This window comes from Curtobacterium sp. LFS079, assembly GCF_047977865.1.
GTDB lineage: Bacteria > Actinomycetota > Actinomycetes > Actinomycetales > Micrococcaceae > Arthrobacter.
Map to the genome: position 1 here is coordinate 38,199 of NZ_JBFPFO010000008.1, position 19,922 is coordinate 58,120.

Genomic DNA, 19,922 nt, shown 5'->3' on the forward strand with positions numbered 1-19,922 from the left:
GCTCCTGTGGCGAGTCTCCTCAAACGGGTGCAGTCCAAGATGTTCGTCTTCGCGCACCGCAAGGCCCTCGGTCTGCTGGACGGCGAATACGGTTCCGTCTTCAAGGGCCGGAGCCTGGACTTCGATGAACTCCGCGCCTATATACCGGGGGACGAGGTGCGTGACATCGATTGGAAAGCGACGGCGCGGCACGGTGCGCCCCTTGTGAAGCGCTACGTCGCAATCCGGCGGCAGACCCTGCTGCTGGTGACGGACACCGGACGGAACATGGCCGCGCTCGCAGCCTCGGGGGAACGCAAGTGCGACATCGGCGTGCAGGCCCTCGGCGTCTTGGGCTATCTCGCACACCGCCACGGGGACGTCGTCGGGCTCGTTCACGGCAACGCGGCGGGATCGCGGATCCTTCCTCCCCGAAGCGGCGAAGACCATCTCGAACGCCTCCTGCAGCAGGTGGACCGCAGCACAGTGCTCGACGGCGGCCCCAGCGGGATCGCGTGCCAGCTCGACTATGTGCTGCGAAACTTCATGCGCAGGATGCTCGTGGTGGTGGTCGCCGATGAGCTCCTGCCCGACGCGGCCGTGGAATTGCTGCTCCGCCGCCTCCAGGCCCGTCACGAGGTCCTGTGGTTCACCGTCCGCGACGCCGAACTGGCAAGCCACCCGGGTGCCGACGCGTTCGAGGTGGCGGACGGCTCGGGCATCCCGGCAGCCATCGCCGCAGACCCCGCAGTCCGTGCCGCATACCTTCAGGCCGGGCTCGGGCGCGAACACCGCAGGCAGGGGATCTTCCGGCGGCTGGGGATCGCCGAAGGCAGCGCCGGCAGCAGCGCGGAGGTGCTGCCGGCACTCTTCGCCCTGCTGGAACGCCACAGATCCCGCGCAAGGCACAATTCAAGGGAGCAACGGCATGCAGGATGAAGCAGGCTTCTACGCACCCATCCAGTACGGGGCGCATTGGATGTGGCTGGGCCTGCTGCTGCTCGTGCTTCTCGCCTCAGGCCTCGTCTGGCTCCTCCGCCCGGCCCGCAAGGCCGGCAAGCCCGCCCGGCCGGCCGGGCCGCCGCCTGACCTGCCCGGCCTCCGGGCACGCTACCTGGCGGCCATTGACGCCGTCGTTGCCGACGCCGGATCCGGCCGCCTCCCGCACAGGGAAGCGCACCAGGTGCTCAGCAGGGTGCTGCGCGGGTTCGCGGGGGAGGTGCGCGGGATCCGCGCCACCCACATGACCTTGGCGGAACTGCAGACCCACGGGTTCGGCCAGGTAGCTGACGGCGTCGCCGGGATGTACCCTGCCGAATTCGCAGCAGCCATGCCGGATACGCTGGAACGCTCGGCCGAGCTCGCCCGCCAGGCGGTGCGCACATGGAGCTGAGCTTCTGGTGGATCCTGCCCCTCGCCGCCGTCGCGCTGGCCGTCGCCCTGTACCTGGCCCGACGGCACATCCGCGGCAAGGAGGTACGGCCCGTTGCGCACAGCCAACGGCTCACCGCCCTTCCCGAATACCGGCGTGCGTTCCGCCGGCACCGCATGTGGCTCGCAACCGCCGTCGCTTCCTGCTTCGTGTTCCTGGCGGCGACGGCGCTCGCCGCCGCCCGCCCGGCCGAACGGAGCACCACCAGCCCCGAGCAGCGGAACCGGGACATCATCCTGTGCCTGGACGTCTCCGGCTCCATGGCCGGTACCGATGCCGCCATCACAGGAGTTTTCGAACGGCTCGCCAAGGAATTCGACGGCGAACGCATCGCCATGGTCATGTTCGACAGCCGGGCTGTGCAGCTCTTCCCCTTGAGCGACGACTACGAGTACATCGCGGGGGAACTGGCAGCCGCACGGAAAGCCTTCGACGACGGCGGGGATTCCTTCTTCAGCGGCACCTGGGGAGGCAACGGGTCGTCCCTGGTCGGCGACGGGCTGGCCAGTTGCATCCGCAGCTTCCCCGGCTCCGGCAACGGCCAGGACGCAGGCCGCTCCCGCAGCGTCATCCTGGCCACGGACAACTACGTCTCCGGGGCGCCGGTCTTCACCCTTGAGCAGGCCGCCCAGCTCGCCAGACCCAGGGGAATCAGGATCCACGCCCTCAACCCCGGCGACCTCGACTACGGGAACGACAGGAACCAGCCCGGAACCCGGCTCAGGGCGGTGGCCGAGGCGAGCGGTGGCGGCTACTTCGCGCCGGACAGTCCGGACGCCGTCCCCGGAATCGTGCAGAAGGTCCAGGAAAGCGAAGCCACGGCGCACCAAGGCGCACCGCAGCTCGTTGTCCCGGTCCGGCCGGAAATGCCGATGCTCGTGGCCCTGCTTGCCGGCGCCGTGCTCCTGCTCGCCGGATGGAGGTTGGAGCGGTGAATCCCGTCCCGGTCACCTTCGTTCCCGTGCTGCCGTGGTGGATCATCGCCGCTGCGGCGCTCGCCGTCGTCGTCTCCGCCGCCGTCCTGCTGTCCCGGAAAAGGGGCACGAAGCTTGCCGTAATGCTGCGCACTGCCGCCGTGCTGCTCCTCCTCGCAGCGGCCTTGCGGCCCGGCTGGCCCGGCGGGGATGCCCGCATCGCCGCCGCCGAACTGGACGTCTTCTTCGTGGTGGACAGCAGCACCAGCATGGCCGCCGAAGACTATGGCAATGCAGCCCCGCGGATGGACGGTGTCCGAAACGACATTGCCGCCATTGCCCGGGAACTCGCCGGCGCCAAGTTCGCCCTCATCGCCTTCGACGGGACCGCGGGGGTGCGGGTGCCGCTCACCCAGGACGCAGACGCCCTGGCCGCTGCCGTGGAAGTGCTGCAGCCACAAGCCGTCCTCTACGCCCGGGGGAGCAGCGTCACCGTCGCCGGCCCCCTGCTCAAGGAACGGCTCACGGCGGCCAAGGAACAGCACCCCGGCCGTCCCGCCGTCGTGTTCTATCTGGGCGACGGGGAGGACACCGCCGCGAAGCAGGGCGCAGCGGACCTCGGGCTTGATCCCGGCCTCGTGGCCGGGGGAGCGGTGCTGGGGTACGGCACCAGCCAAGGCGGACGGATGAAGGACACCGGCAGGGACGGCGGGTACCTGAAGGAGAACGCCGACGGCGGCAGGCGGGACGCGCTTTCACGCATCGATGAGGGGCAGCTCCGCCGGATCGCGGACGGACTCGGCGTCCCGTACGTGCACCGCGAATCCGGGGACCCCGTCGGCCCGGCCCTCAGCAAATCCAGGCCGGGGACCCTCAACGCCACGGAGCAGGACGGCCGGGGCCGGACCGAGTTCTACTGGGTTTTCGCGCTCCTGGGCTTCGCGGCCGCCCTGCCCGGGGCAGTGCGGCATGCCGTGGCCTTGAATCGTCTCCGCGGCGGCAGGCTCCGGACGAAACCCCAGGGAAGGGCGGCATGAGTTCCGTCGAAAGGGCGCGCGGAACCGCCGGAACCAGGGGGCACCGGCTGCTGCGGGCTGCAGTCCCGGCCGCCGTGCTGCTCGCCGCCGCCGCCAAGCTGCTCTCGTTGGCCCCCTTGGGAACGGCGGCAGAAGCCGCCTTCAAAGCCGACGACAGGGCTGCCGTGGCCGCAGCCGCGGACTGGCTCGGAACCGTCAACCTGATCGAGCCCTACAAGGCGGACTTCGCAAGGGGAGACGCGCACGTGCTCCGCGGCGACTTCGCCGCGGCCAGGACCTCCTTCGAAACGGCGCTCCGCGCGGCACCGGAAAGTGATAGCTGCAGGATCCGGGTCAACCTGGCGCTCAGCATCGAGAAGCTCGGCGACGGCCGCCGCGACGCCGGTGACGACGCGGGCGCCCAGGCGCTGTACCGGGACGGGCAGGCAGTCATCAACGCCGCCCCTCCGGGGTGCTTCGAATCCGGCGGGCCGGGCAACGCCACCGGGGAAGGGGATGCCCTGTCCGACGCCCGGGAACGCCTCGAAGCCAAGGCCCGCAACGGCGGGAGCAAGGGCGACGACAGTAGCGGAAACAAGCCGGAAAACCCGGCCACGCAGGAACGGCTCGAACAGCTCGAAAAGGCCGAACGGAAGGCCCGGCAGGAACGGCTGGAGAGCGAGCAGCGCGGCGAATACCTGCGGAACACGGATGACGGAGTTCCCGTCGAGCGGCCTTGGTAAGGCGGGCATCGAACAATATTCTGGAAACCGGGGCAAGACGGCCGTAAGAATGCGTCTTAATTCGGTCAAAGATTTGTGGGCCCGCGGCTCCGGTCATAGAGTCATACACAAGTTACCGCGGTAACGTGTCAGCGATCCTCCTCAGGAGGGTGTGGGTGCCCCCATGTGGGCCTGACATTTGCACACGGTCGGCTTCATTCCAGGCGTAACAGTCGCGGCTGCGTCCTGCTGAAGCCCGTCCCGTGTATCCCCAAACTAAATTCACGGACCTCCCGCCGGATCCATGGCAACCCCTGTCAAAGGGCAAACCCTGGTTGAGCACGGTCCGATGACTCACAGCCAAGGACGCAAATGTCACCACCAAGCCTCATTGAAGCACATCCCAACCTCGCCACCTCGGCGCCGCTCGCCCTGTCCTACGAGCTTTTCCCGCCCCGTTCCCCCGCGGCCGCGGAATCGCTCTGGACTACCATCGGCGAACTCGAAGCCACTGATCCTGACTATGTCTCGGTCACCTACGGCGCCAGCGGCTCGAACCACGACACCGCCATCGAGCTCATCAACCGGCTCCTGCTGGAAACCACTCTCCGTCCGCTGGCCCACCTGACCTGCGTGGGCAACACCCCGGAAGAACTGGCAGAAATCATCGGCGACCTGCTCGACCAGGGCGTGCGCGGCATCCTGGCCCTGCGCGGGGATCTGCCCAAGGACAGCGGCAAGCCCGTGGACGGTTCCCTGCGCTACGCCCAGGACCTCATCGAGCTGATCCGCCGCGTCGAACAGCGCCGCTCGGCACTGCTCTGCGCCGGCAAGATCGCCGTGGGCGTGGCCGCATACCCCACGCGGCACCCGGAATCGCCGAGCGAGGCCCATGACGTCGAGGTGCTCCTGGCAAAGCAGCGCTCCGGTGCCGACTTCGCCATCACCCAGGTGTTCTTCCACCCCGAGCAGTACACCGACCTGCTGTCCCGTGCCCGCCGTGCGGGCGTCACCATCCCGATCATTCCGGGCGTCATGCCCCTGACCAGCCTGCGCCGCCTCAAGCGGCTCGGTGAGCTGGCCGGCGTCGAGCCCGCCGCGGAACTGATCGACAAGCTCGCCGCCGCGGACACCGACGCCGAACGGCGCCGGATCGGTGTCAGGGCCACGGTGGACCTGGCCAATGCAGCGCTGGATGCCGGGGCCCCCGGCATCCACCTGTACACCTTCAACGAGCACACCTGCGCGCTGGACGTGTTGGACAAACTGGCCCTGCCCCGGCCGGCACGTCCCGCCAGCCGGCTCAACGCGTTCGCCCGCCGCCAGGAACTGGTCAGCTGACCCCTGCCTGGCATCTGCCGTCCCTCCATCCTCTGGGGTGACGTGACCCGTTCGGCCCCCATCACGGTGGCCTGGGCCGAATATGCCCAGTCCCTCACCGAGAAGCCGATGAAGGGCATGCTGACCGGCCCGGTCACCATCCTGGCCTGGTCCTTCGTCCGCGACGACCAGCCCCTCGGTGAGACTGCCAACCAGGTGGGCCTGGCCCCTGCGCGACGAGATCGCGGATCTGGAAGCCGCCGGTATCAAGGTGATCCAGGTGGACGAGCCCGCCCTCCGCGAGCTCCTGCCCCTGCGCAAGGCCGACCACGCCGACTACCTGAAGTGGTCCGTGGACTCCTTCCGCCTGGCCACCGCCGGAGCAGGGGACGCCACCCAGATCCACACCCACCTCTGCTACTCCGAGTTTGGTGTGATCATCGACGCGATCGACGGCCTCGACGCCGACGTTACCTCCATTGAAGCAGCCCGTTCCCGCATGGAGGTCGTCCACGACCTCGAGTCCCACGGTTTCGGCCGCGGTGTCGGTCCGGGTGTCTACGACATCCACTCGCCGCGCGTTCCGGGCGAGGCTGAGGTCACCGAGCTGCTCTCCACCGCCGTCAAGCACGTGCCGTCCCGTCAGCTCTGGGTCAACCCGGACTGCGGCCTGAAGACCCGCGGCTACGCCGAGACTGAAGAGTCCCTGCGCAACCTGGTCAAGGCAACCAAGGCTGTCCGCGCGGACCTGCTGGAAGCCGCCAAGTAAGGCGGACAGGAACACGGCGTCGGCCGCTCACCGGAAGGTGGGCGGCTGTCGTCGTTGTTAAGCAGTCGTTGTTAAGCAGAATCCTCAGGATTCCCAGAGGATCTCGTCGTCCACCACTCCGTCCTCGTCGGCGGCCACCACCAGGACTTCGTCCGTGAAGTGGGAGCCGAGGGTGAAGTCGAGGACGAAATAGCGCTCGGGCTGCCCGGGGTAGATGGCTACGTGCCCGAGCTTGAGTGCCTTGAGGAATACGTCGTGGGTCAGTTCGTCCCTGTCGCGGACGCCGAACACGGCCTCCAGCTGCTCTTCCTTGAGCTGCGTGGAGTGGAAGTGCAGGAACTGCTGCGAGTTGGTGCCCTCCTGTTCGAGTTCGCCCGCGATCATGTCGCGGACCTGCTCGACCAGTTCGGAAAGATAGCCCAGACGGTAGTCCACCTTGTGCATGGCGCGCTCGTCGAAGTGGTCGTGCGCACCCACATTCAGGTCAAGTTCCAGGGGAGCTCCGGCGAGCTCGTGCGAGGCCACATAGCAGTGTTCACGCCCGTGGTTGAGCTCAATCTCCCCGAAATGTTTGCTCGCTACCTTGCTCATGCCATCAATCTAGACCCAAGAACCAGCCGGTTCCAGCATCCCGCGGGAATTCACGGACGGCGTCCTGACTGTGACTTTGGAGCGGGGCGCCGGGCCCCGGGCTGTGTTTTTGCCGCGGGGGCCTGCGAGGTGTTGTGCAGCGTGTCGGCCAGCAGTTCCGTGAAGAGCTGCACCTGCGCGGTGCGCTTTTCGTTGATGAGCAGCGCGAAGACGTTCCGGGCCAGCCGGATGTCCGGCACGTCCAGGACGACGACGCCGGCCGGCCGGTGCCGCAGCGCCAGCTCCGGTACCAGCGCGGCGCCGAGGCCCGCTGCCGCCATTTCGAGGCTGGCGTGGAAGTCGTCGCTGTAGGCCACCACTCGCGGATGCAGGTTGCAGCTGGCGAAAAGCCGCTCGATCACCAAGGCATCGCTGGTGCCCGGGTGGTGGATGATCCACGGCATGTCCGAAAGCTGGGTCGCCTGCATCTCGGCATCCTCGCGGATTCCCCAGGTGGCGGGCAGGACAACCCGGAAGTCGTCGTCGCCGATCCACTGGCGGTCCAGGGTGTGCGGCCAGGCCAGTCCGGACTGGCCAACCTGGTAGACGAGCGCAACGTCCAGCTCGCCGCCGGTGCGCAGGCCCTGGATGGTCTGGGCCGGCTCGGCCACGGAGACCCGCAGTTCGATGCCGAGGTCGTTCCAGCGCGGGTTCCGCAGGATGTCCGGCAACACGTAGGTGGCCAGGCTGGGGAAGATGCCCAGCCGGAGTTCCTGGGTGGGGGAGTCCTGGCTGCGGGAGGCCGCGGCCAGCAATGCCTCGACGTCGGTGAGCACCTTCGAAGCGTGCCGGACCATGGTGAAGGCTGCTTCGGTGGGCACCACGCTGCGGGCGGAGCGGTGGAAGAGCTCGACGCCGGTGTCGCGTTCCAGCGCCGCCATCTGTTGGGAGACCGCCGACGCCGTGTACCCCAGCCGTGCGGCCGCGGCGGCAAAGGATCCAAGCCGCGTCACTTCGAGGAGCGTGCGCAGGTGGAGGAGGTTGACCATCAGTGATCCTTCGGCTGGGGCAGGCGGATTTCCGTGCCCAGCCAGTGTAGCCGGGTCCCTCCGGCTTCCTGCGGCCCACCTCGGGCCAGGGCCTGCGCCGTCCACGACACGCCCGGCGCGCCGCGACACGCGGGAACCCGACATGTGATTAACCCATCCACAGGGTGTGGATTGAACTACCACTTTTGGCGGATTTCCGGCCATTTTCCGCACCCCTGCCTGTGGACTACCGGTGAGTTAAATGACATACTTGTAATACATCATCTTGGGGTCCACGCCAGCCGCTTGCACTACATGTAGTATCGATTTACGGATTGGGCGGGAAACCAGTGCAAGACACACCCAAGACAAAACAGAGCATTGGCTGCCATAGCAGCAAGTGGGCCGGCATCGGATTCAGCAACCGACACGGGCCTGCCGAATACGAAGAAGACTCCAACTGAGGGGACAGGGATCATGACCGTCACGGTTTACACGAAGCCGGCCTGTGTTCAGTGCAACGCCACCTACCGGGCGCTGGACAAGAAGGGTATCGCCTACCAGAGCGTCGACATCTCCCAGGATGTCGAAGCCCTTGAGCGGCTGAAGGCCCTGGGCTACATGCAGGCCCCCGTTGTGGTGACCGAAAAGGATCACTGGTCGGGATTCCGCCCGGACAAGATCGAAGAGCTGGCCGTCGCGGCCGCTTCCGTGGCCTAGTTTTCCGGTGATTTGATCCCGGTACCGGCCACCACCAAGGATTTACAAGGATGAGGTGACCCCATGGCAGCGCTGGCAACAGCATCTGCGCGTGCTGACGCTGAAGCCGTCAGCACGAGGAGTCACCTCATCTATTTTTCCTCCACCTCGGAGAACACGCGGCGCTTTGTCCGGAAGCTGGGCAGGGACGCGGCCCGGATTCCCCTTTATGCCAAGGACGCCCCGCTGCTTGCACTGGAGCCCTACGTATTGGTGGTGCCCACATACGGCGGCACCAACGGCGAAGGCTCGGTGCCCAAGCAGGTCATCAGGTTCCTGAACAACCCGCAGAACAGGGCGCTGATCCGCGGCGTCATCGGAGCCGGGAACACGAACTTCGCGGACAACTACTGCGCTGCGGGCGACATCATCGCCGCAAAGTGCAAGGTTCCGCACCTCTATAAATTCGAACTCATGGGAACCCCGGAAGACGTTAGCCGGGTGAGCCAAGGATTGGACAAGTTTTGGACACTACTGTCGCAGAAGCAGAAGTAACGCAGTCCGTGGAAACCGGCCAGGACAAGAAGCCGCTTCCTGAGGCCTACAAGGGCCTGGGCTATCACGAGCTCAACGCGATGCTGAACCTCTACGGTCCGGACGGCAGCATCCAGTTCGAGGCCGACCGTGAGGCTGCACACCAGTACTTCCTGCAGCACGTCAACAACAACACGGTTTTCTTCCATGACTTGGAGGAGAAGCTCGACTACCTGGTGAAGAACCAGTACTACGAGCGCGAAACCCTCGATCAGTACACGATGAACTTCATCCGTGAGCTGTTCAACCGTGCCTACAAGAAGAAGTTCCGCTTCGAGACCTTCCTGGGCGCCTTCAAGTTCTACACCTCGTACACGCTGAAGACTTTCGACGGCAAGCGTTTCCTGGAGCGCTACGAAGACCGCGTCTGCATGGTCGCCCTGCACCTGGGTCGCGGCGACGAGGAACTTGCCACCCGCCTGGTGGACGAGATCATCGACGGCCGCTTCCAGCCTGCCACCCCCACGTTCCTCAACGCGGGCAAGGCCCAGCGCGGCGAGCTGGTCTCCTGCTTCCTGCTGCGCATCGAAGACAACATGGAGTCGATCGCCCGCGGCATCAACTCCGCCCTGCAGCTGTCCAAGCGCGGCGGCGGCGTGGCGCTGTCGCTGACCAACATCCGCGAGCACGGCGCTCCGATCAAGCAGATCGAGAACCAGTCCTCCGGCGTCATCCCCGTGATGAAGCTCCTCGAAGACAGCTTTTCCTACGCCAACCAGCTCGGTGCCCGCCAGGGCGCAGGCGCCGTGTACCTGCACGCCCACCACCCGGACATCTACCGCTTCCTGGACACCAAGCGCGAGAACGCGGACGAAAAGATCCGCATCAAGACCCTCTCGCTCGGCGTCGTGATCCCGGACATCACCTTCGAGCTCGCCAAGAAGAACGAGGACATGTACCTGTTCTCGCCGTACGACGTCGAACGCGTCTACGGTGTGCCGTTCTCCGACATCTCGGTCACCGAGAAGTACTACGAGATGGTGGACGACTCCCGGATCAAGAAGACCAAGATCAACGCCCGCGAGTTCTTCCAGACCCTCGCGGAGATCCAGTTCGAATCCGGCTACCCGTACATCATGTTCGAGGACACCGTGAACCGGGCCAACCCGATCGCCGGCAAGATCACCATGAGCAACCTGTGCTCGGAGATCCTGCAGGTTTCCACGCCGTCCATCTACGGCGAAGACCTCAGCTACGAGACCGTCGGCAAGGACATCTCCTGCAACCTGGGTTCGATGAACATCGCCAAGACCATGGACTCCCCGGACTTCGGCGCCTCCATCGAGACGTCCATCCGTGCGCTGTCCGCTGTGTCGGACATGTCCTACATCAACTCGGTCCCGTCCATCGCGCAGGGCAACGCCCAGAGCCACGCGATCGGCCTCGGCCAGATGAACCTGCACGGCTACCTCGCCCGCGAGCGGGTCCACTACGGTTCCGAAGAGGGCCTGGACTTCACCAACATCTACTTCTACACGGTGCTGTTCCACGCCCTGCGCGCCTCGAACAAGCTCGCCATCGAGACGGGTGAGAAGTTCGGCGGTTTCGAGGACTCCAAGTACGCCAGCGGCGAGTTCTTCGATAAGTACACCGAGCAGGAATGGGCTCCGGAAACCGAGCGCGTCCGCGACATGTTCGCCGGCCACCACATCCCCACCCAGGATGACTGGCGCGAGCTGAAGGCCTCCGTCATGGAGCACGGCATCTACAACCAGAACCTGCAGGCCGTGCCGCCCACCGGTTCCATCAGCTACATCAACAACTCCACCTCGTCGATCCACCCGGTGGCCGCCAAGATCGAAATCCGCAAGGAAGGCAAGATCGGCCGCGTCTACTACCCGGCGCCGTACCTCACCAACGACAACCTGGACTACTACCAGGACGCGTACGAGATCGGCTACGAGAAGATCATCGACACCTACGCCGCCGCCACGCAGCACGTGGACCAGGGCCTGTCGCTGACGCTGTTCTTCAAGGACACCGCCACCACGCGTGACATCAACAAGGCCCAGATCTACGCCTGGCGCAAGGGCATCAAGACGCTCTACTACATCCGGCTCCGCCAGCTCGCGCTGGAAGGGACCGAGGTTGAGGGTTGCGTCAGCTGCATGCTCTGACGCGCTTTCTTGTGGGGGACCAAAACTGAAGAGTACGACGCCGGGCGCGTGCCCGGCGTCGTACGCTTACCTTAAAGAACACATACGTTAAGGGGACGAAATGACCGAAAAGGTCAAGCTGCTCAGCCACGTCGAGGCGATCAACTGGAACCGCATCCAGGATGACAAGGACGTGGAGGTGTGGAACCGCCTGGTCAACAACTTCTGGCTGCCGGAAAAGGTGCCGCTGTCCAACGACGTCCAGTCCTGGCACACGCTTACTCCGCAGGAGCAGCAGCTCACCATGCGGGTGTTCACCGGCCTGACGCTGCTGGACACCATTCAGGGCACGGTCGGTGCCGTGTCGCTGATCCCGGACGCGCTCACCCCGCACGAAGAAGCGGTGTACACGAACATCGCCTTCATGGAGTCGGTGCACGCCAAGAGCTACTCCTCGATCTTCTCCACCCTGTGCTCCACCAAGGAGATCGACGACGCCTTCCGCTGGTCCCTCGAGAACGAGAACCTGCAGAAGAAGGCCCAGATCGTCATGGACTACTACCAGGGCGACGACCCGCTGAAGCGCAAGGTGGCCTCCACGCTGCTGGAAAGCTTCCTGTTCTACTCGGGCTTCTACCTGCCCATGTACTGGTCCTCCCGCGCCAAGCTCACGAACACGGCCGACCTGATCCGCCTCATCATCCGCGACGAGGCCGTGCATGGTTACTACATCGGCTACAAGTTCCAGAAGGGCCTCGAGAAGGTCTCCGAGGAGAAGCGCCAGGAAATCAAGGACTACACTTTCGAGCTGCTCTTCGAGCTGTACGAAAACGAAGTCCAGTACACGCACGACCTCTACGACGGCGTCGGCCTGGCCGAGGACGTCAAGAAGTTCCTGCACTACAACGCCAACAAGGCCCTCATGAACCTCGGCTACGAGGCCATGTTCCCGGCCTCTGTTACCGACGTGAACCCGGCGATCCTGTCGGCCCTGTCCCCGAATGCCGACGAGAACCACGACTTCTTCTCCGGCTCTGGCTCCTCCTACGTGATCGGCAAGGCCGTGAACACCGAGGACGAGGACTGGGAGTTCTGAGTCTCACGTTCCAGTGAACGACGGCGGTAACGCCCCTGCGATGCCCGGCACCTTTGGAGATGCCGGGCATCGCTGTTTCGCTGATCTGTCTCGGGACCCGTCGACCGCTGCCGCGAAGGGAACCATCTGGTTTGCCATGTTCTCTTGGGCTTTACTGAGATTGTCCGTACAGCCCAGCAAGAAAGAGGGAAGCGTCGATGGACACAACCACAGTTCTTTGGATTGTCGTCGGGATCGTCGTCCTACTCATCGTTCTAGGATTGGTCTTTTTCTTCGCCCGCAAACGCAGGCAGGAACACGAACGTGCCCAGCGGGCCGAGGATCAAAGGCGGGCAGCCGAGTTGCGCAAGCAGGCCGAGGATGCCGAGCTGAACGCCCGCGAATCCGAGGTTCAGGCGGCCAGGGCCCAAGCGGAGGCCGATCAGGCCGCGCTGGACGCCGAGCGGCTCCGCAAGGAGGCCGAACAACACCAGGCGGACGCCGGCGACCTCCACCGTGATTCCGCGGACCAGATGCAACATGCTGACGCCATGGACCCGGATGTCGATGCCGGTATGGCTGCCGGCGGGAACCCCGAAAGGGAGCGGCAAGCGGCTGATCCGCGCCGGGCTGACGGTGGGTCCTCGGATGCTGATGGCAACCCGCCGGAGGGTCCCAACCGGCAGCCCGGCCCCTGAAATCTGATCCTCTTCCACCAGGCATGCCCCGGGCGTAGATTGCTGGTATCACAGCGCTGACTCCCGCGGCGTGTCTGTGGGACGGGCAGCGCCCGAGTAGAGGGAGGAATAGTCATGGGTGACTTCATGCGGAACCTGCCTTTCGAGGTTCCGGAGCAGCTGCGCCGTTTCCTGCAGGGAGAAGGCGGTGCCTGGCTGCGTGCAGAGGAATACCGCGATGGGTCCGTAATGGTGGTCCGGGTCGAGGTGCCCGGCGTCGATCCCGAACGGGACATCGACATAACCATCTCGGGACGCACACTCACCATCGAGGCCCGCCGCGAAGAGGAATCCTTCCGTGAGACCAAGGGCGATTACCGCACGGAATTTCACTATGGCGCATTGACGCGTAGTTTCCAGCTCCCGGCCGGGGTCAACGAGGACGACATCCAGGCCTCCTACAACAGCGGGATTCTTGAAGTCCGCGTGCCCTCCGCCGGACAGGATTCCGGACCGCGACGGAAAGTGCCGGTGCACCGCACCGACACAACGGCAAGCAGGGCCCCTGACGGTTGGGACGCCGGGCTGGACGGCATGGGCAGCAAGGTCGATCCGGACTTCATCCCTGATGAAAGCGGTGAAACTCCGGAGCAAAAGCGGGCCAGGGAGCACCCCGAAGAGACCGGAAGCTGATCCCGCTACTCTCCCGGCCAGGCTGGGAGCCTTCCGACGCGGCTGCCGTCCAAGCCCCGGAGTAGGGCCTTGGGATCCGCATGGACTTCGACGGCGCCGGCCGAGAGGAGTTCTGCTTCGCCGATCCCTCCGCGAGTCAGGCCGGGGGGTGCCCGTGAAGCAAGATACTAAGTAGACTTAGTTATGTCCTTTCATGCGTTGGTAAACATCGATGAACCAGGAGGAGGACAACATGTCAGGGTATTTCGAACTGGTTGACGCGCCCGGCGGCGGCTTCAGAGTCGCGCTGGTGGGCGGCGATGGCGAGCTGCTGGCGATGTCCATCACGTACCCGAGCAAACAGGCCGCGGTCAAAGGGATCTGGCGAACCAGGGAGGTTGCCGGTACAGGATTGATCCGTGACCGCAGCCACGGGCACGGTGAGGTGGCCGCAATCCGGCACTCACACGGACTTCGCCTGGTTCCCGACCATGGCCGGGCCGCACACGGTGTGTGGAGCAACAACGGCCACTAGCTCGCTGCCGCTTGGAGGCGGCACCGGCCATAACGGAAACAACTCCTATGTCCAAAACCAAAGGAGCCGACACCATGCCCAATAAGAAGAATCCCAGCTTGAAGGACCCCGAGCTCTACGAGGAACTGCGCGACGAAGGCGCATCGAAGGAAAAGGCGGCGCGCATCTCCAACGCTGCAGCCAAGGAAGGGCGCAAGAAAGTCGGCAGCAGGGGCGCGAACGCGAAGGACTATGACGAGCGCACAGTCCCCGAGCTCAAAGCCCGCGCCAAGGAACTGGGCCTGAAGGGCTATTCCTCCAAGACCAAATCCGAACTGATCGACGCCCTCCGCAACCACTGACACAAGCACCCGAACACCTGCACCGGCCCGCGAAAGCCGCGGGCCGCCGTCGGACCACAAGGGCCTGGACGGCAAACCCAAAGGAAGCGAGAACATCATGGGATTCTTCGGATTTCTCCTGCTCGGCCTGATCGCCGGCGCCATCGCCAAGCTGCTCATTCCCGGAAAGCAGGGCGGTGGTTGGTTCATCACCCTGATTCTTGGCGTGCTCGGCGCTTTGCTGGGTGGCTGGATTGGCGGACTCATGTTCGGCGGCGGTCTCCAGGAATTCTTCTCCTGGCGGACCTGGCTGCTGGCGATCGGCGGTTCCGTGATCGTGCTGTTGATCTACGGACTGATCGCCGGACGGCGAAGCCATGTCTGAAGAAGCAAAGCCTGAAGACCGGCGGGAAGTGCGGCCGGAAGACGAAGAACGGGGCCGCTACACCGAAGACGACTACGGCGAGACCGGCTATGTCGCCCCTGAAGACCGGGAACCGGCGGGCGACGACCCCGATATCGCCGTCCGGCCGCCGGACGAGTAGGACTGTATGCCAGAGCTGATGTCCAGTACTGCAGGGAGCCGGCACGGCTATGCCGCGTCGGCTCCTTGCAGCCCGGGATCGTAAGCGCTGAACCCTTCGCGCAGCGTGACCGTCTCCGGTCCCATCACCTCAATGTCCTCCCACAGGACAAGGAACGATCCCCGGTGCCACCACTCCAGGGTCTGCGCCAACGGCCATGGGCGGTTGACGCTGGTGCGCTCGTAACCCATGAACGAACCTGCGGAATGCGGGCTGACGATCAGGCCCAGCAGGCGGGCCCCGGCGAGCAACTGCCCGGGAGGCGACTGGTCCAGGACGAACCGTGCGTCCGCCACGCGCCCCAGCAATGCGCCATCGGAATCGCGCACGTGCGAGCCGATGATGTCACTTAGGATCATGCCTTCCTCCCGGTATCCGCGTGATGATCTTGTCCCGGATCCAGCGCTCCACCCAGCTCGCGGCGAGGCCTTCGCCGCGCACACCCAGCCTGATGGTGATATCGACGGCGGACACGTCCCGCCAGGGCAGGCGGATGAGCCTGCTCGACGGCGGCCGCCCGCCGAAGATCCGGGTGCCGAGCACCGGCCCGGTCAGGAGAGCTGAAATCACCGGAGCCGGGGAGCCCAATGTAATAGGGGTGTCCTCCTCGACTCCATCGAGTTCGAGGTCGTCCACAGTGGTGACAGGGAGGCCTTCGACGTCGATAACTTGCCGGTCCAGCAGGTGTAGCTGGGCATCGAGTACCTGCCCGCTCACGGGCGGCGTTGGCTTCAAGGTGGCCGGGGTCTTCCGTGGCTTCTTCATGCTCCGGCTCCGGTGATGATCATGAGGGGAATGGCGCAGATGGATGCCGCGAGGATGACCACCAGATAGATGTTGGCGACCAGGTTGATCCCGCGGTTGTTGACATTCGAGCCCATGTATTGCGGATCGTTGGCAACGATCAGGATCGGCAGATAGGTCAGCGGGAGGGCTATCGCGGAGAAGACCACCGAATATTCGGTGATCAGGATCGGATCCGCACCCGTGGCCAGTACCGCCAGCGCCACCAGCACACAGACGATCATCGACAAATGGAAGCGGGCGGCCCGGACCGGGCTTCGGAACTTTCCCCACGACCAGCCGAAGAACTGGGCAAGCGTGTAGCCGCTGGAGAGGGTGGTCTCCAGTGCCGCACCAAAGGTGGCCGCCGTGATGCCGACGAGCGCGAACGCCAATGCCAGCTTTCCGCCTGCCTCGGCCACCGGAAGGACGATCTGCGACAGGGAGGTCACCTCGATGCCCGCGGGCAGCAGGACGACGGCGGCGCATCCGGCGATCGCCACCGACAGCAATCCGCCGAGCGGGAAACCGGCCAGGACGTTGATCCGTGACTGGATCAGGTCCTTGGGTTTCCATCCTTCCTCGACAGCCCCGGAAGAGAAGAAGAACACCTCGTACGGCGTCATTGCCGCGCCGAACAAGCCAACAGCGTAAAACCAGTACACGGCGCCGTTTTCGGTTTGCGGGACGGAAGGAGCCAGGGCCTGCCCGGCCAGCTGGCCCCAGTCCGGATTCAGCAGGAACAGCGCCACGGCGAACACCACCAGGCACAGTCCCAGCAGCCCGGCCACGTTTTCCATGATCTCGAAGCGCACCCGCCAAATCACCAGCCACACCGCGAACGCTGCCAGCGGAATCCAGAGCAGGTAGTTGACGCTCGTGGCCAACTGAAGAGCCAAGGCCATGCCGCCGATTTCGGCTGTTACGGTCATCAGGTTGATGAAGAAGGATGCACCGAGATTGGCAAGGCCGGCCCGCGGTCCCAGCCTCTCGCGGATCACCTCGAAGGTTGCCCTCCCGGACACGGCGGCCACTCTGCCGGACATGTCGGCGAACAGGCAGATGCCAACCACCCCGATGCCTACCACCCAGACCAGCGACATGCCGAAACGGGAGCCCACGACGGCGTTTGTCACCAGGTCGCCGATGTCAACGAATCCGCCGATCGCCGTCAGGACCCCGAGGGCGACTCCGAGGAGGCGCTTCACCGTCCGGTCCCTAACTGTTGCCGGAGTTCGTCGAGCTCCTTCGCGGAGTCCGCCAGCGCGGTCCGCGCGTTTTCCAAGGCAGGAGTGCTCTGCGCTCCGTCGGGGGAGTCCTTCGCCGCCAACGCCTGCCGGGCAAGGCTCAGCGCGCCTTGCGCCCGCTCGAGTGCGCTGTCCACTTCCCGGTGAAGGCTGCGCTCGTCGGCGGTGGCGGGCACGTTGTCGAGGAAGTCCTTGCGGACCTTCTCCAGTTCGTCCGCCATGTCCTCAAGGCTCGTCTCGACCACGGGCTTTCCGGCCCGTTCCCGCGCGAGGAGGTCGAGTGACAGGGCGCTGGCGCCGACGGCCGACGAGCCTTGGTTGACGGCGCTGGCCGCCGCCTGGTCCAACGGAGCCGAGCAGCCGCTGATCCCCTGGGCCAAGGCGAAGAACAGGACGGCGGTGGACAGAAATCGTCCGCCAGGCCGTCCTGGCTCTTGTTCGGGTTCTGCGGAGCAGTTCAAACGCGTTCCTCAACTTCCCGCGAGCGGATCCTGCCGATCAGCGCGAGGGCTGCGGCAATTCGCACCCCATCTTCGGGTTCACGCCGAGATAGTTCAGCGGACCGGCTACTATGACCACGGCTATGGTTGCTGCCTGGGAGCAGCGTTCCGGCGGTTCCCGGAAGTAGCCCCGTTGGGCGGCCGCGGCAATCCCCGAGACCAGCCACAGAATGACCACGATCCCGAGGATGCCGCGGAAGATTCCCATCTGTGTCCCGCTACGGTACCCGGCTACCCCGGCTTCGGCCGAGGATCCAGCCGAGCACGGCGAGGACCAGGAGGATCAAGCCAACCCAGAGGAGGAAACTGAGGGCCTGGTTGATCCCTCCGACGAGCAGCAAAACGATCGCGATGATGCCCGCGATCACCAACAGTGTGTTCATGACGGGTGCTTCCTTTCGGGTGGGGGAATGGGATGCTGCGGTCCGGGTCAAACGGATGCGGTTCCAGTCCTGCGCGAATGTCAGTCCTGTTTGAACGCGTCCTTTGTGTCCTTCGCGGCGTCCTTGATCTTTTCCCCGGCCTGTTTCACGTTCGCCTTCATCTGGTCGGCCTTGCCTTCAGCTTCGAGCTGTTCGTTGTCCGTAGCCTCGCCGGTCTTCTCCTTGACCTTGCCGGCTGCCTCTTCGGCGGTATTCCTGATCTTGTCGTCCAGTCCCATGGGGTTCTCCAACGGTCTCTTTCAGCGATCGGTGCTCTTGCACCCAAGAATGATTATAAGCATGCTTACTAATCAGCGGAAGGCTGCACTCATTCTTCGGGGGCGTCGGGCTCGGGAGGGGTGCCGGGTCAGTGGCGGCCCGCGGGTGCAGGGAGTTGCTTCCCGCCGTCGGCCGCTTGATCTGCCGGGCGCCTCCCTCGCCGGACGGGAGCCGGAAAAGTCAGGACGAAGAGGCTGCCGATGATAAGCGCAGCACCCGTCCACGCCAGTGCGGAGAGCTGTTCGCCCACCACCAGGACAGCCAGCACCGCGGCCACCGCGATTTCAGACAAGGTCAGGGTGGTGGCGGTTCCGGCGCCGACCCGGGCGAGGCCCCAGCCGAATAGGACATAGCCGATGAACATGGGCACCGCCGCCATGTAGGCGCCGACCGCAAGGTTCTGCCAGGAAGCAAACAAGGGAGCGCCGGTGACTGCGAGCACGGGCATCAGCAGCAGGCCTCCGATACCGAAGACCGAACCCATTGCCGCCGCCGAAGGGATTCCCGTGTCGATCACGCGGTGGGCCGCCCAGGAGTAGACGGCATAGCAGAGCCCGGCGATCAGTCCGAGGCCAATACCGAGGCTTGTGGCCCAGCCGGGGGTCTCCGCGCCGGATCCCGCGTGGACAGGCCCCGCGAGGCACAGCAGCAAGGCGCCGCCCAGGCCGGATGCGCTGCCGAGGGCCCACCGTGCGGTGAAGCGACGTTTGTCCATGACCCGTTCGATGACGGCCGATGCCAGGGGAGCGGAACCCAGTGACACGACGGTTCCGATCGCCACCCCGGCCAGCCGCATCGAGGAGTAGAAGGCCAGCGGATAGGCTGCGACGGCGAGGGCGCCGACGGCGACCACGGGCCAGTGACGGCTGAGGTGCGAACGGAAGGCGGCGATGGACCGGGCGGCAATTGCCGCCTGCAGCAGGCCGCCGACGCCCATCGCTGCGGCTCCGATCGCGAGCGAGCCGACCTCGGGGGCGAAGCTGGCCACGGTTCCGGTGGTGCCCCACAGGACGGAGGCAAGCAGGATTGCCAAGGCGCCCCATCCCCGCCCCGCATAAGCCGAGGCGTTCACAGTGCGCCGATCAGGTCCAAGGCGATCCGGCGCGCTTCCCGGATGCACCGGTCATTGCCTTCGAGTCCCGCACGGGCCATCGACCCTTCCAACAGGAACGCAAGGTGGCGTGCCATCGGGGCAACGCCTCCGGACTCCGGAAGAAGCTCTGCAAGGTGCTCCGCAAGCAGGGCCTCAACCTCCTCCTTGTGACCGCGGACGGCTGCCCGGCCGGGATCGCCTGCAGGCAATTCGGCGGCGGCGTTGAGAAGCCCGCAGCCGCGAAAACCGTGCTCATAGGCCAGGCCCGCGTGATCCGCATAGGCGTCAAAGACCGCCAAGATCCGTTCCCTGCCGTCGGCTGCGCCTTCCAGCCGTGCATGGTAGAGCTCCAGCCATTCGGCGTGGCGGGCTTCCAGGTAGGCACCGACCAATTCGGCTTTGGACGAGAAGTTGTTGTAGAGGCTCTTCTTGGCCACTCCGGCTTCGGCCGTGATGGCATCGATGCCGGTTCCGGCCAGCCCGTCGGCATAGAAGCGCCGGGCAGCAGCCTGCAGCAGGGCCTCGCGCGCCCGTTTGCGGGGTTGCTTGCCCGTTGGAAGATCCTGCTTGGTTGCCGGCATGCTTTGTTCCCCTCG

General features: G+C 65.3%; 27 protein-coding genes and 1 pseudogene. 16 read left to right on the plus strand and 12 right to left on the minus strand.

The window, feature by feature from the left end; genetic code table 11:
* Positions 1–6 precede the first annotated feature (6 nt).
* The 7 genes and pseudogenes from ACNQPB_RS13865 to ACNQPB_RS13895 form a co-directional block, all read left to right on the plus strand.
* Positions 7–918 carry a DUF58 domain-containing protein gene (locus ACNQPB_RS13865; RefSeq protein ID WP_498752600.1) on the plus strand — a complete coding sequence of 304 codons (912 nt, stop codon included), beginning with the start codon at positions 7–9 and terminating at the stop codon, positions 916–918.
* Positions 908–1,372 (plus strand): hypothetical protein, encoded by a 465-nt coding sequence (locus ACNQPB_RS13870; RefSeq protein WP_498752601.1) that lies wholly within the window; start codon positions 908–910, stop codon positions 1,370–1,372. The genes ACNQPB_RS13865 and ACNQPB_RS13870 overlap by 11 nt, the downstream gene beginning before the upstream one ends.
* Entirely contained in the window at positions 1,363–2,346 is a 984-nt protein-coding gene (locus ACNQPB_RS13875) for a vWA domain-containing protein (protein ID WP_498752603.1), read from the plus strand. The genes ACNQPB_RS13870 and ACNQPB_RS13875 overlap by 10 nt, the downstream gene beginning before the upstream one ends.
* Positions 2,343–3,362 carry a vWA domain-containing protein gene (locus ACNQPB_RS13880; protein WP_498752605.1) on the plus strand — a complete coding sequence of 340 codons (1,020 nt, stop codon included), beginning with the start codon at positions 2,343–2,345 and terminating at the stop codon, positions 3,360–3,362. Before ACNQPB_RS13875 ends, ACNQPB_RS13880 begins: the two co-directional genes overlap by 4 nt.
* A complete protein-coding gene (locus tag ACNQPB_RS13885) occupies positions 3,359–4,084 on the plus strand; it encodes a hypothetical protein (protein ID WP_498752607.1) in 726 nt (241 codons plus the stop codon). The genes ACNQPB_RS13880 and ACNQPB_RS13885 overlap by 4 nt, the downstream gene beginning before the upstream one ends.
* A gap of 351 nt (positions 4,085–4,435) precedes the next feature.
* Positions 4,436–5,404 carry a methylenetetrahydrofolate reductase gene (locus ACNQPB_RS13890; protein ID WP_498752609.1) on the plus strand — a complete coding sequence of 323 codons (969 nt, stop codon included), beginning with the start codon at positions 4,436–4,438 and terminating at the stop codon, positions 5,402–5,404.
* An 18-nt stretch (positions 5,405–5,422) separates the two neighbouring features.
* A pseudogene (locus tag ACNQPB_RS13895) lies at positions 5,423–6,152 on the plus strand (5-methyltetrahydropteroyltriglutamate--homocysteine S-methyltransferase); the annotation flags it as partial.
* 84 nt (positions 6,153–6,236) lie between these two features.
* On the opposite strand, the gene ACNQPB_RS13900 reads toward ACNQPB_RS13895, so the two are convergent.
* The gene (locus ACNQPB_RS13900; RefSeq protein WP_498752611.1) at positions 6,237–6,743 is read right to left on the minus strand and encodes a DUF2004 domain-containing protein; all 507 of its coding nucleotides are present in this window, start codon (positions 6,741–6,743) and stop codon (positions 6,237–6,239) included.
* Positions 6,744–6,793: 50 nt separating this feature from the next.
* Positions 6,794–7,771, minus strand: coding sequence for a LysR family transcriptional regulator (locus tag ACNQPB_RS13905; protein WP_498752613.1), 978 nt, complete (start codon positions 7,769–7,771; stop codon positions 6,794–6,796).
* A gap of 456 nt (positions 7,772–8,227) precedes the next feature.
* On the opposite strand from ACNQPB_RS13905, the gene nrdH reads away from it, so the two are divergent.
* From nrdH to nrdF, 4 genes are all read left to right on the plus strand, one after another.
* On the plus strand, positions 8,228–8,470 hold the full coding sequence (nrdH, locus tag ACNQPB_RS13910; RefSeq protein WP_070348093.1) for a glutaredoxin-like protein NrdH: 243 nt from the start codon (positions 8,228–8,230) through the stop codon (positions 8,468–8,470).
* A gap of 63 nt (positions 8,471–8,533) precedes the next feature.
* Positions 8,534–9,004, plus strand: coding sequence for a class Ib ribonucleoside-diphosphate reductase assembly flavoprotein NrdI (nrdI, locus tag ACNQPB_RS13915; RefSeq protein ID WP_498752615.1), 471 nt, complete (start codon positions 8,534–8,536; stop codon positions 9,002–9,004).
* Between the two features lie 8 nt (positions 9,005–9,012).
* The gene (gene nrdE / locus ACNQPB_RS13920; RefSeq protein WP_498752837.1) at positions 9,013–11,160 is read left to right on the plus strand and encodes a class 1b ribonucleoside-diphosphate reductase subunit alpha; all 2,148 of its coding nucleotides are present in this window, start codon (positions 9,013–9,015) and stop codon (positions 11,158–11,160) included.
* Between the two features lie 100 nt (positions 11,161–11,260).
* Positions 11,261–12,235 (plus strand): class 1b ribonucleoside-diphosphate reductase subunit beta, encoded by a 975-nt coding sequence (gene nrdF, locus ACNQPB_RS13925; RefSeq protein WP_120521948.1) that lies wholly within the window; start codon positions 11,261–11,263, stop codon positions 12,233–12,235.
* Positions 12,236–12,489: 254 nt separating this feature from the next.
* Here nrdF and ACNQPB_RS13930 read toward each other — a convergent pair whose 3' ends face one another.
* Positions 12,490–12,930, minus strand: a complete 441-nt coding sequence (locus ACNQPB_RS13930) for a hypothetical protein (protein WP_498752617.1) — start codon at positions 12,928–12,930, stop codon at positions 12,490–12,492.
* 96 nt (positions 12,931–13,026) lie between these two features.
* Between ACNQPB_RS13930 and ACNQPB_RS13935 the strand changes: the two genes are divergently transcribed.
* The 5 genes from ACNQPB_RS13935 to ACNQPB_RS13955 all read left to right on the plus strand — a co-directional run bounded on the left by ACNQPB_RS13935 (position 13,027) and on the right by ACNQPB_RS13955 (position 14,963).
* Complete coding sequence (locus ACNQPB_RS13935; RefSeq protein ID WP_498752619.1) at positions 13,027–13,584, plus strand: Hsp20/alpha crystallin family protein; 558 nt, start codon at positions 13,027–13,029, stop codon at positions 13,582–13,584.
* Positions 13,585–13,816: 232 nt separating this feature from the next.
* Positions 13,817–14,098, plus strand: a complete 282-nt coding sequence (locus tag ACNQPB_RS13940; protein WP_498752621.1) for a YegP family protein — start codon at positions 13,817–13,819, stop codon at positions 14,096–14,098.
* Between the two features lie 74 nt (positions 14,099–14,172).
* The gene (locus ACNQPB_RS13945; protein ID WP_498752623.1) at positions 14,173–14,439 is read left to right on the plus strand and encodes a DUF7218 family protein; all 267 of its coding nucleotides are present in this window, start codon (positions 14,173–14,175) and stop codon (positions 14,437–14,439) included.
* Positions 14,440–14,536: 97 nt separating this feature from the next.
* Complete coding sequence (locus tag ACNQPB_RS13950; RefSeq protein ID WP_498752625.1) at positions 14,537–14,803, plus strand: GlsB/YeaQ/YmgE family stress response membrane protein; 267 nt, start codon at positions 14,537–14,539, stop codon at positions 14,801–14,803.
* Complete coding sequence (locus tag ACNQPB_RS13955) at positions 14,796–14,963, plus strand: hypothetical protein (RefSeq protein WP_498752627.1); 168 nt, start codon at positions 14,796–14,798, stop codon at positions 14,961–14,963. The genes ACNQPB_RS13950 and ACNQPB_RS13955 overlap by 8 nt, the downstream gene beginning before the upstream one ends.
* A 47-nt stretch (positions 14,964–15,010) precedes the next feature.
* Here the strand turns inward: ACNQPB_RS13955 and ACNQPB_RS13960 are convergent, their stop codons facing one another.
* The 9 genes from ACNQPB_RS13960 to ACNQPB_RS14000 all read right to left on the minus strand — a co-directional run bounded on the left by ACNQPB_RS13960 (position 15,011) and on the right by ACNQPB_RS14000 (position 19,907).
* A complete protein-coding gene (locus tag ACNQPB_RS13960) occupies positions 15,011–15,361 on the minus strand; it encodes a PRC-barrel domain-containing protein (protein ID WP_498752628.1) in 351 nt (116 codons plus the stop codon).
* A complete protein-coding gene (locus ACNQPB_RS13965; RefSeq protein ID WP_498752629.1) occupies positions 15,348–15,767 on the minus strand; it encodes a hypothetical protein in 420 nt (139 codons plus the stop codon). Before ACNQPB_RS13965 ends, ACNQPB_RS13960 begins: the two co-directional genes overlap by 14 nt.
* Positions 15,764–16,993, minus strand: coding sequence for an Nramp family divalent metal transporter (locus ACNQPB_RS13970; protein WP_498752631.1), 1,230 nt, complete (start codon positions 16,991–16,993; stop codon positions 15,764–15,766). The genes ACNQPB_RS13965 and ACNQPB_RS13970 overlap by 4 nt, the downstream gene beginning before the upstream one ends.
* The gene (locus ACNQPB_RS13975) at positions 16,990–17,493 is read right to left on the minus strand and encodes a hypothetical protein (protein ID WP_498752633.1); all 504 of its coding nucleotides are present in this window, start codon (positions 17,491–17,493) and stop codon (positions 16,990–16,992) included. The genes ACNQPB_RS13970 and ACNQPB_RS13975 overlap by 4 nt, the downstream gene beginning before the upstream one ends.
* Before the next feature lie 37 nt (positions 17,494–17,530).
* Positions 17,531–17,740, minus strand: coding sequence for a hypothetical protein (locus tag ACNQPB_RS13980; protein ID WP_498752635.1), 210 nt, complete (start codon positions 17,738–17,740; stop codon positions 17,531–17,533).
* 10 nt (positions 17,741–17,750) lie between these two features.
* Complete coding sequence (locus tag ACNQPB_RS13985) at positions 17,751–17,915, minus strand: hypothetical protein (protein ID WP_498752637.1); 165 nt, start codon at positions 17,913–17,915, stop codon at positions 17,751–17,753.
* Between the two features lie 80 nt (positions 17,916–17,995).
* Complete coding sequence (locus ACNQPB_RS13990; protein WP_498752639.1) at positions 17,996–18,193, minus strand: CsbD family protein; 198 nt, start codon at positions 18,191–18,193, stop codon at positions 17,996–17,998.
* A gap of 128 nt (positions 18,194–18,321) precedes the next feature.
* The gene (locus ACNQPB_RS13995; RefSeq protein WP_498752641.1) at positions 18,322–19,266 is read right to left on the minus strand and encodes a DMT family transporter; all 945 of its coding nucleotides are present in this window, start codon (positions 19,264–19,266) and stop codon (positions 18,322–18,324) included.
* A gap of 35 nt (positions 19,267–19,301) precedes the next feature.
* Complete coding sequence (locus tag ACNQPB_RS14000) at positions 19,302–19,907, minus strand: TetR/AcrR family transcriptional regulator (RefSeq protein WP_498752643.1); 606 nt, start codon at positions 19,905–19,907, stop codon at positions 19,302–19,304.
* Positions 19,908–19,922 lie beyond the last annotated feature (15 nt).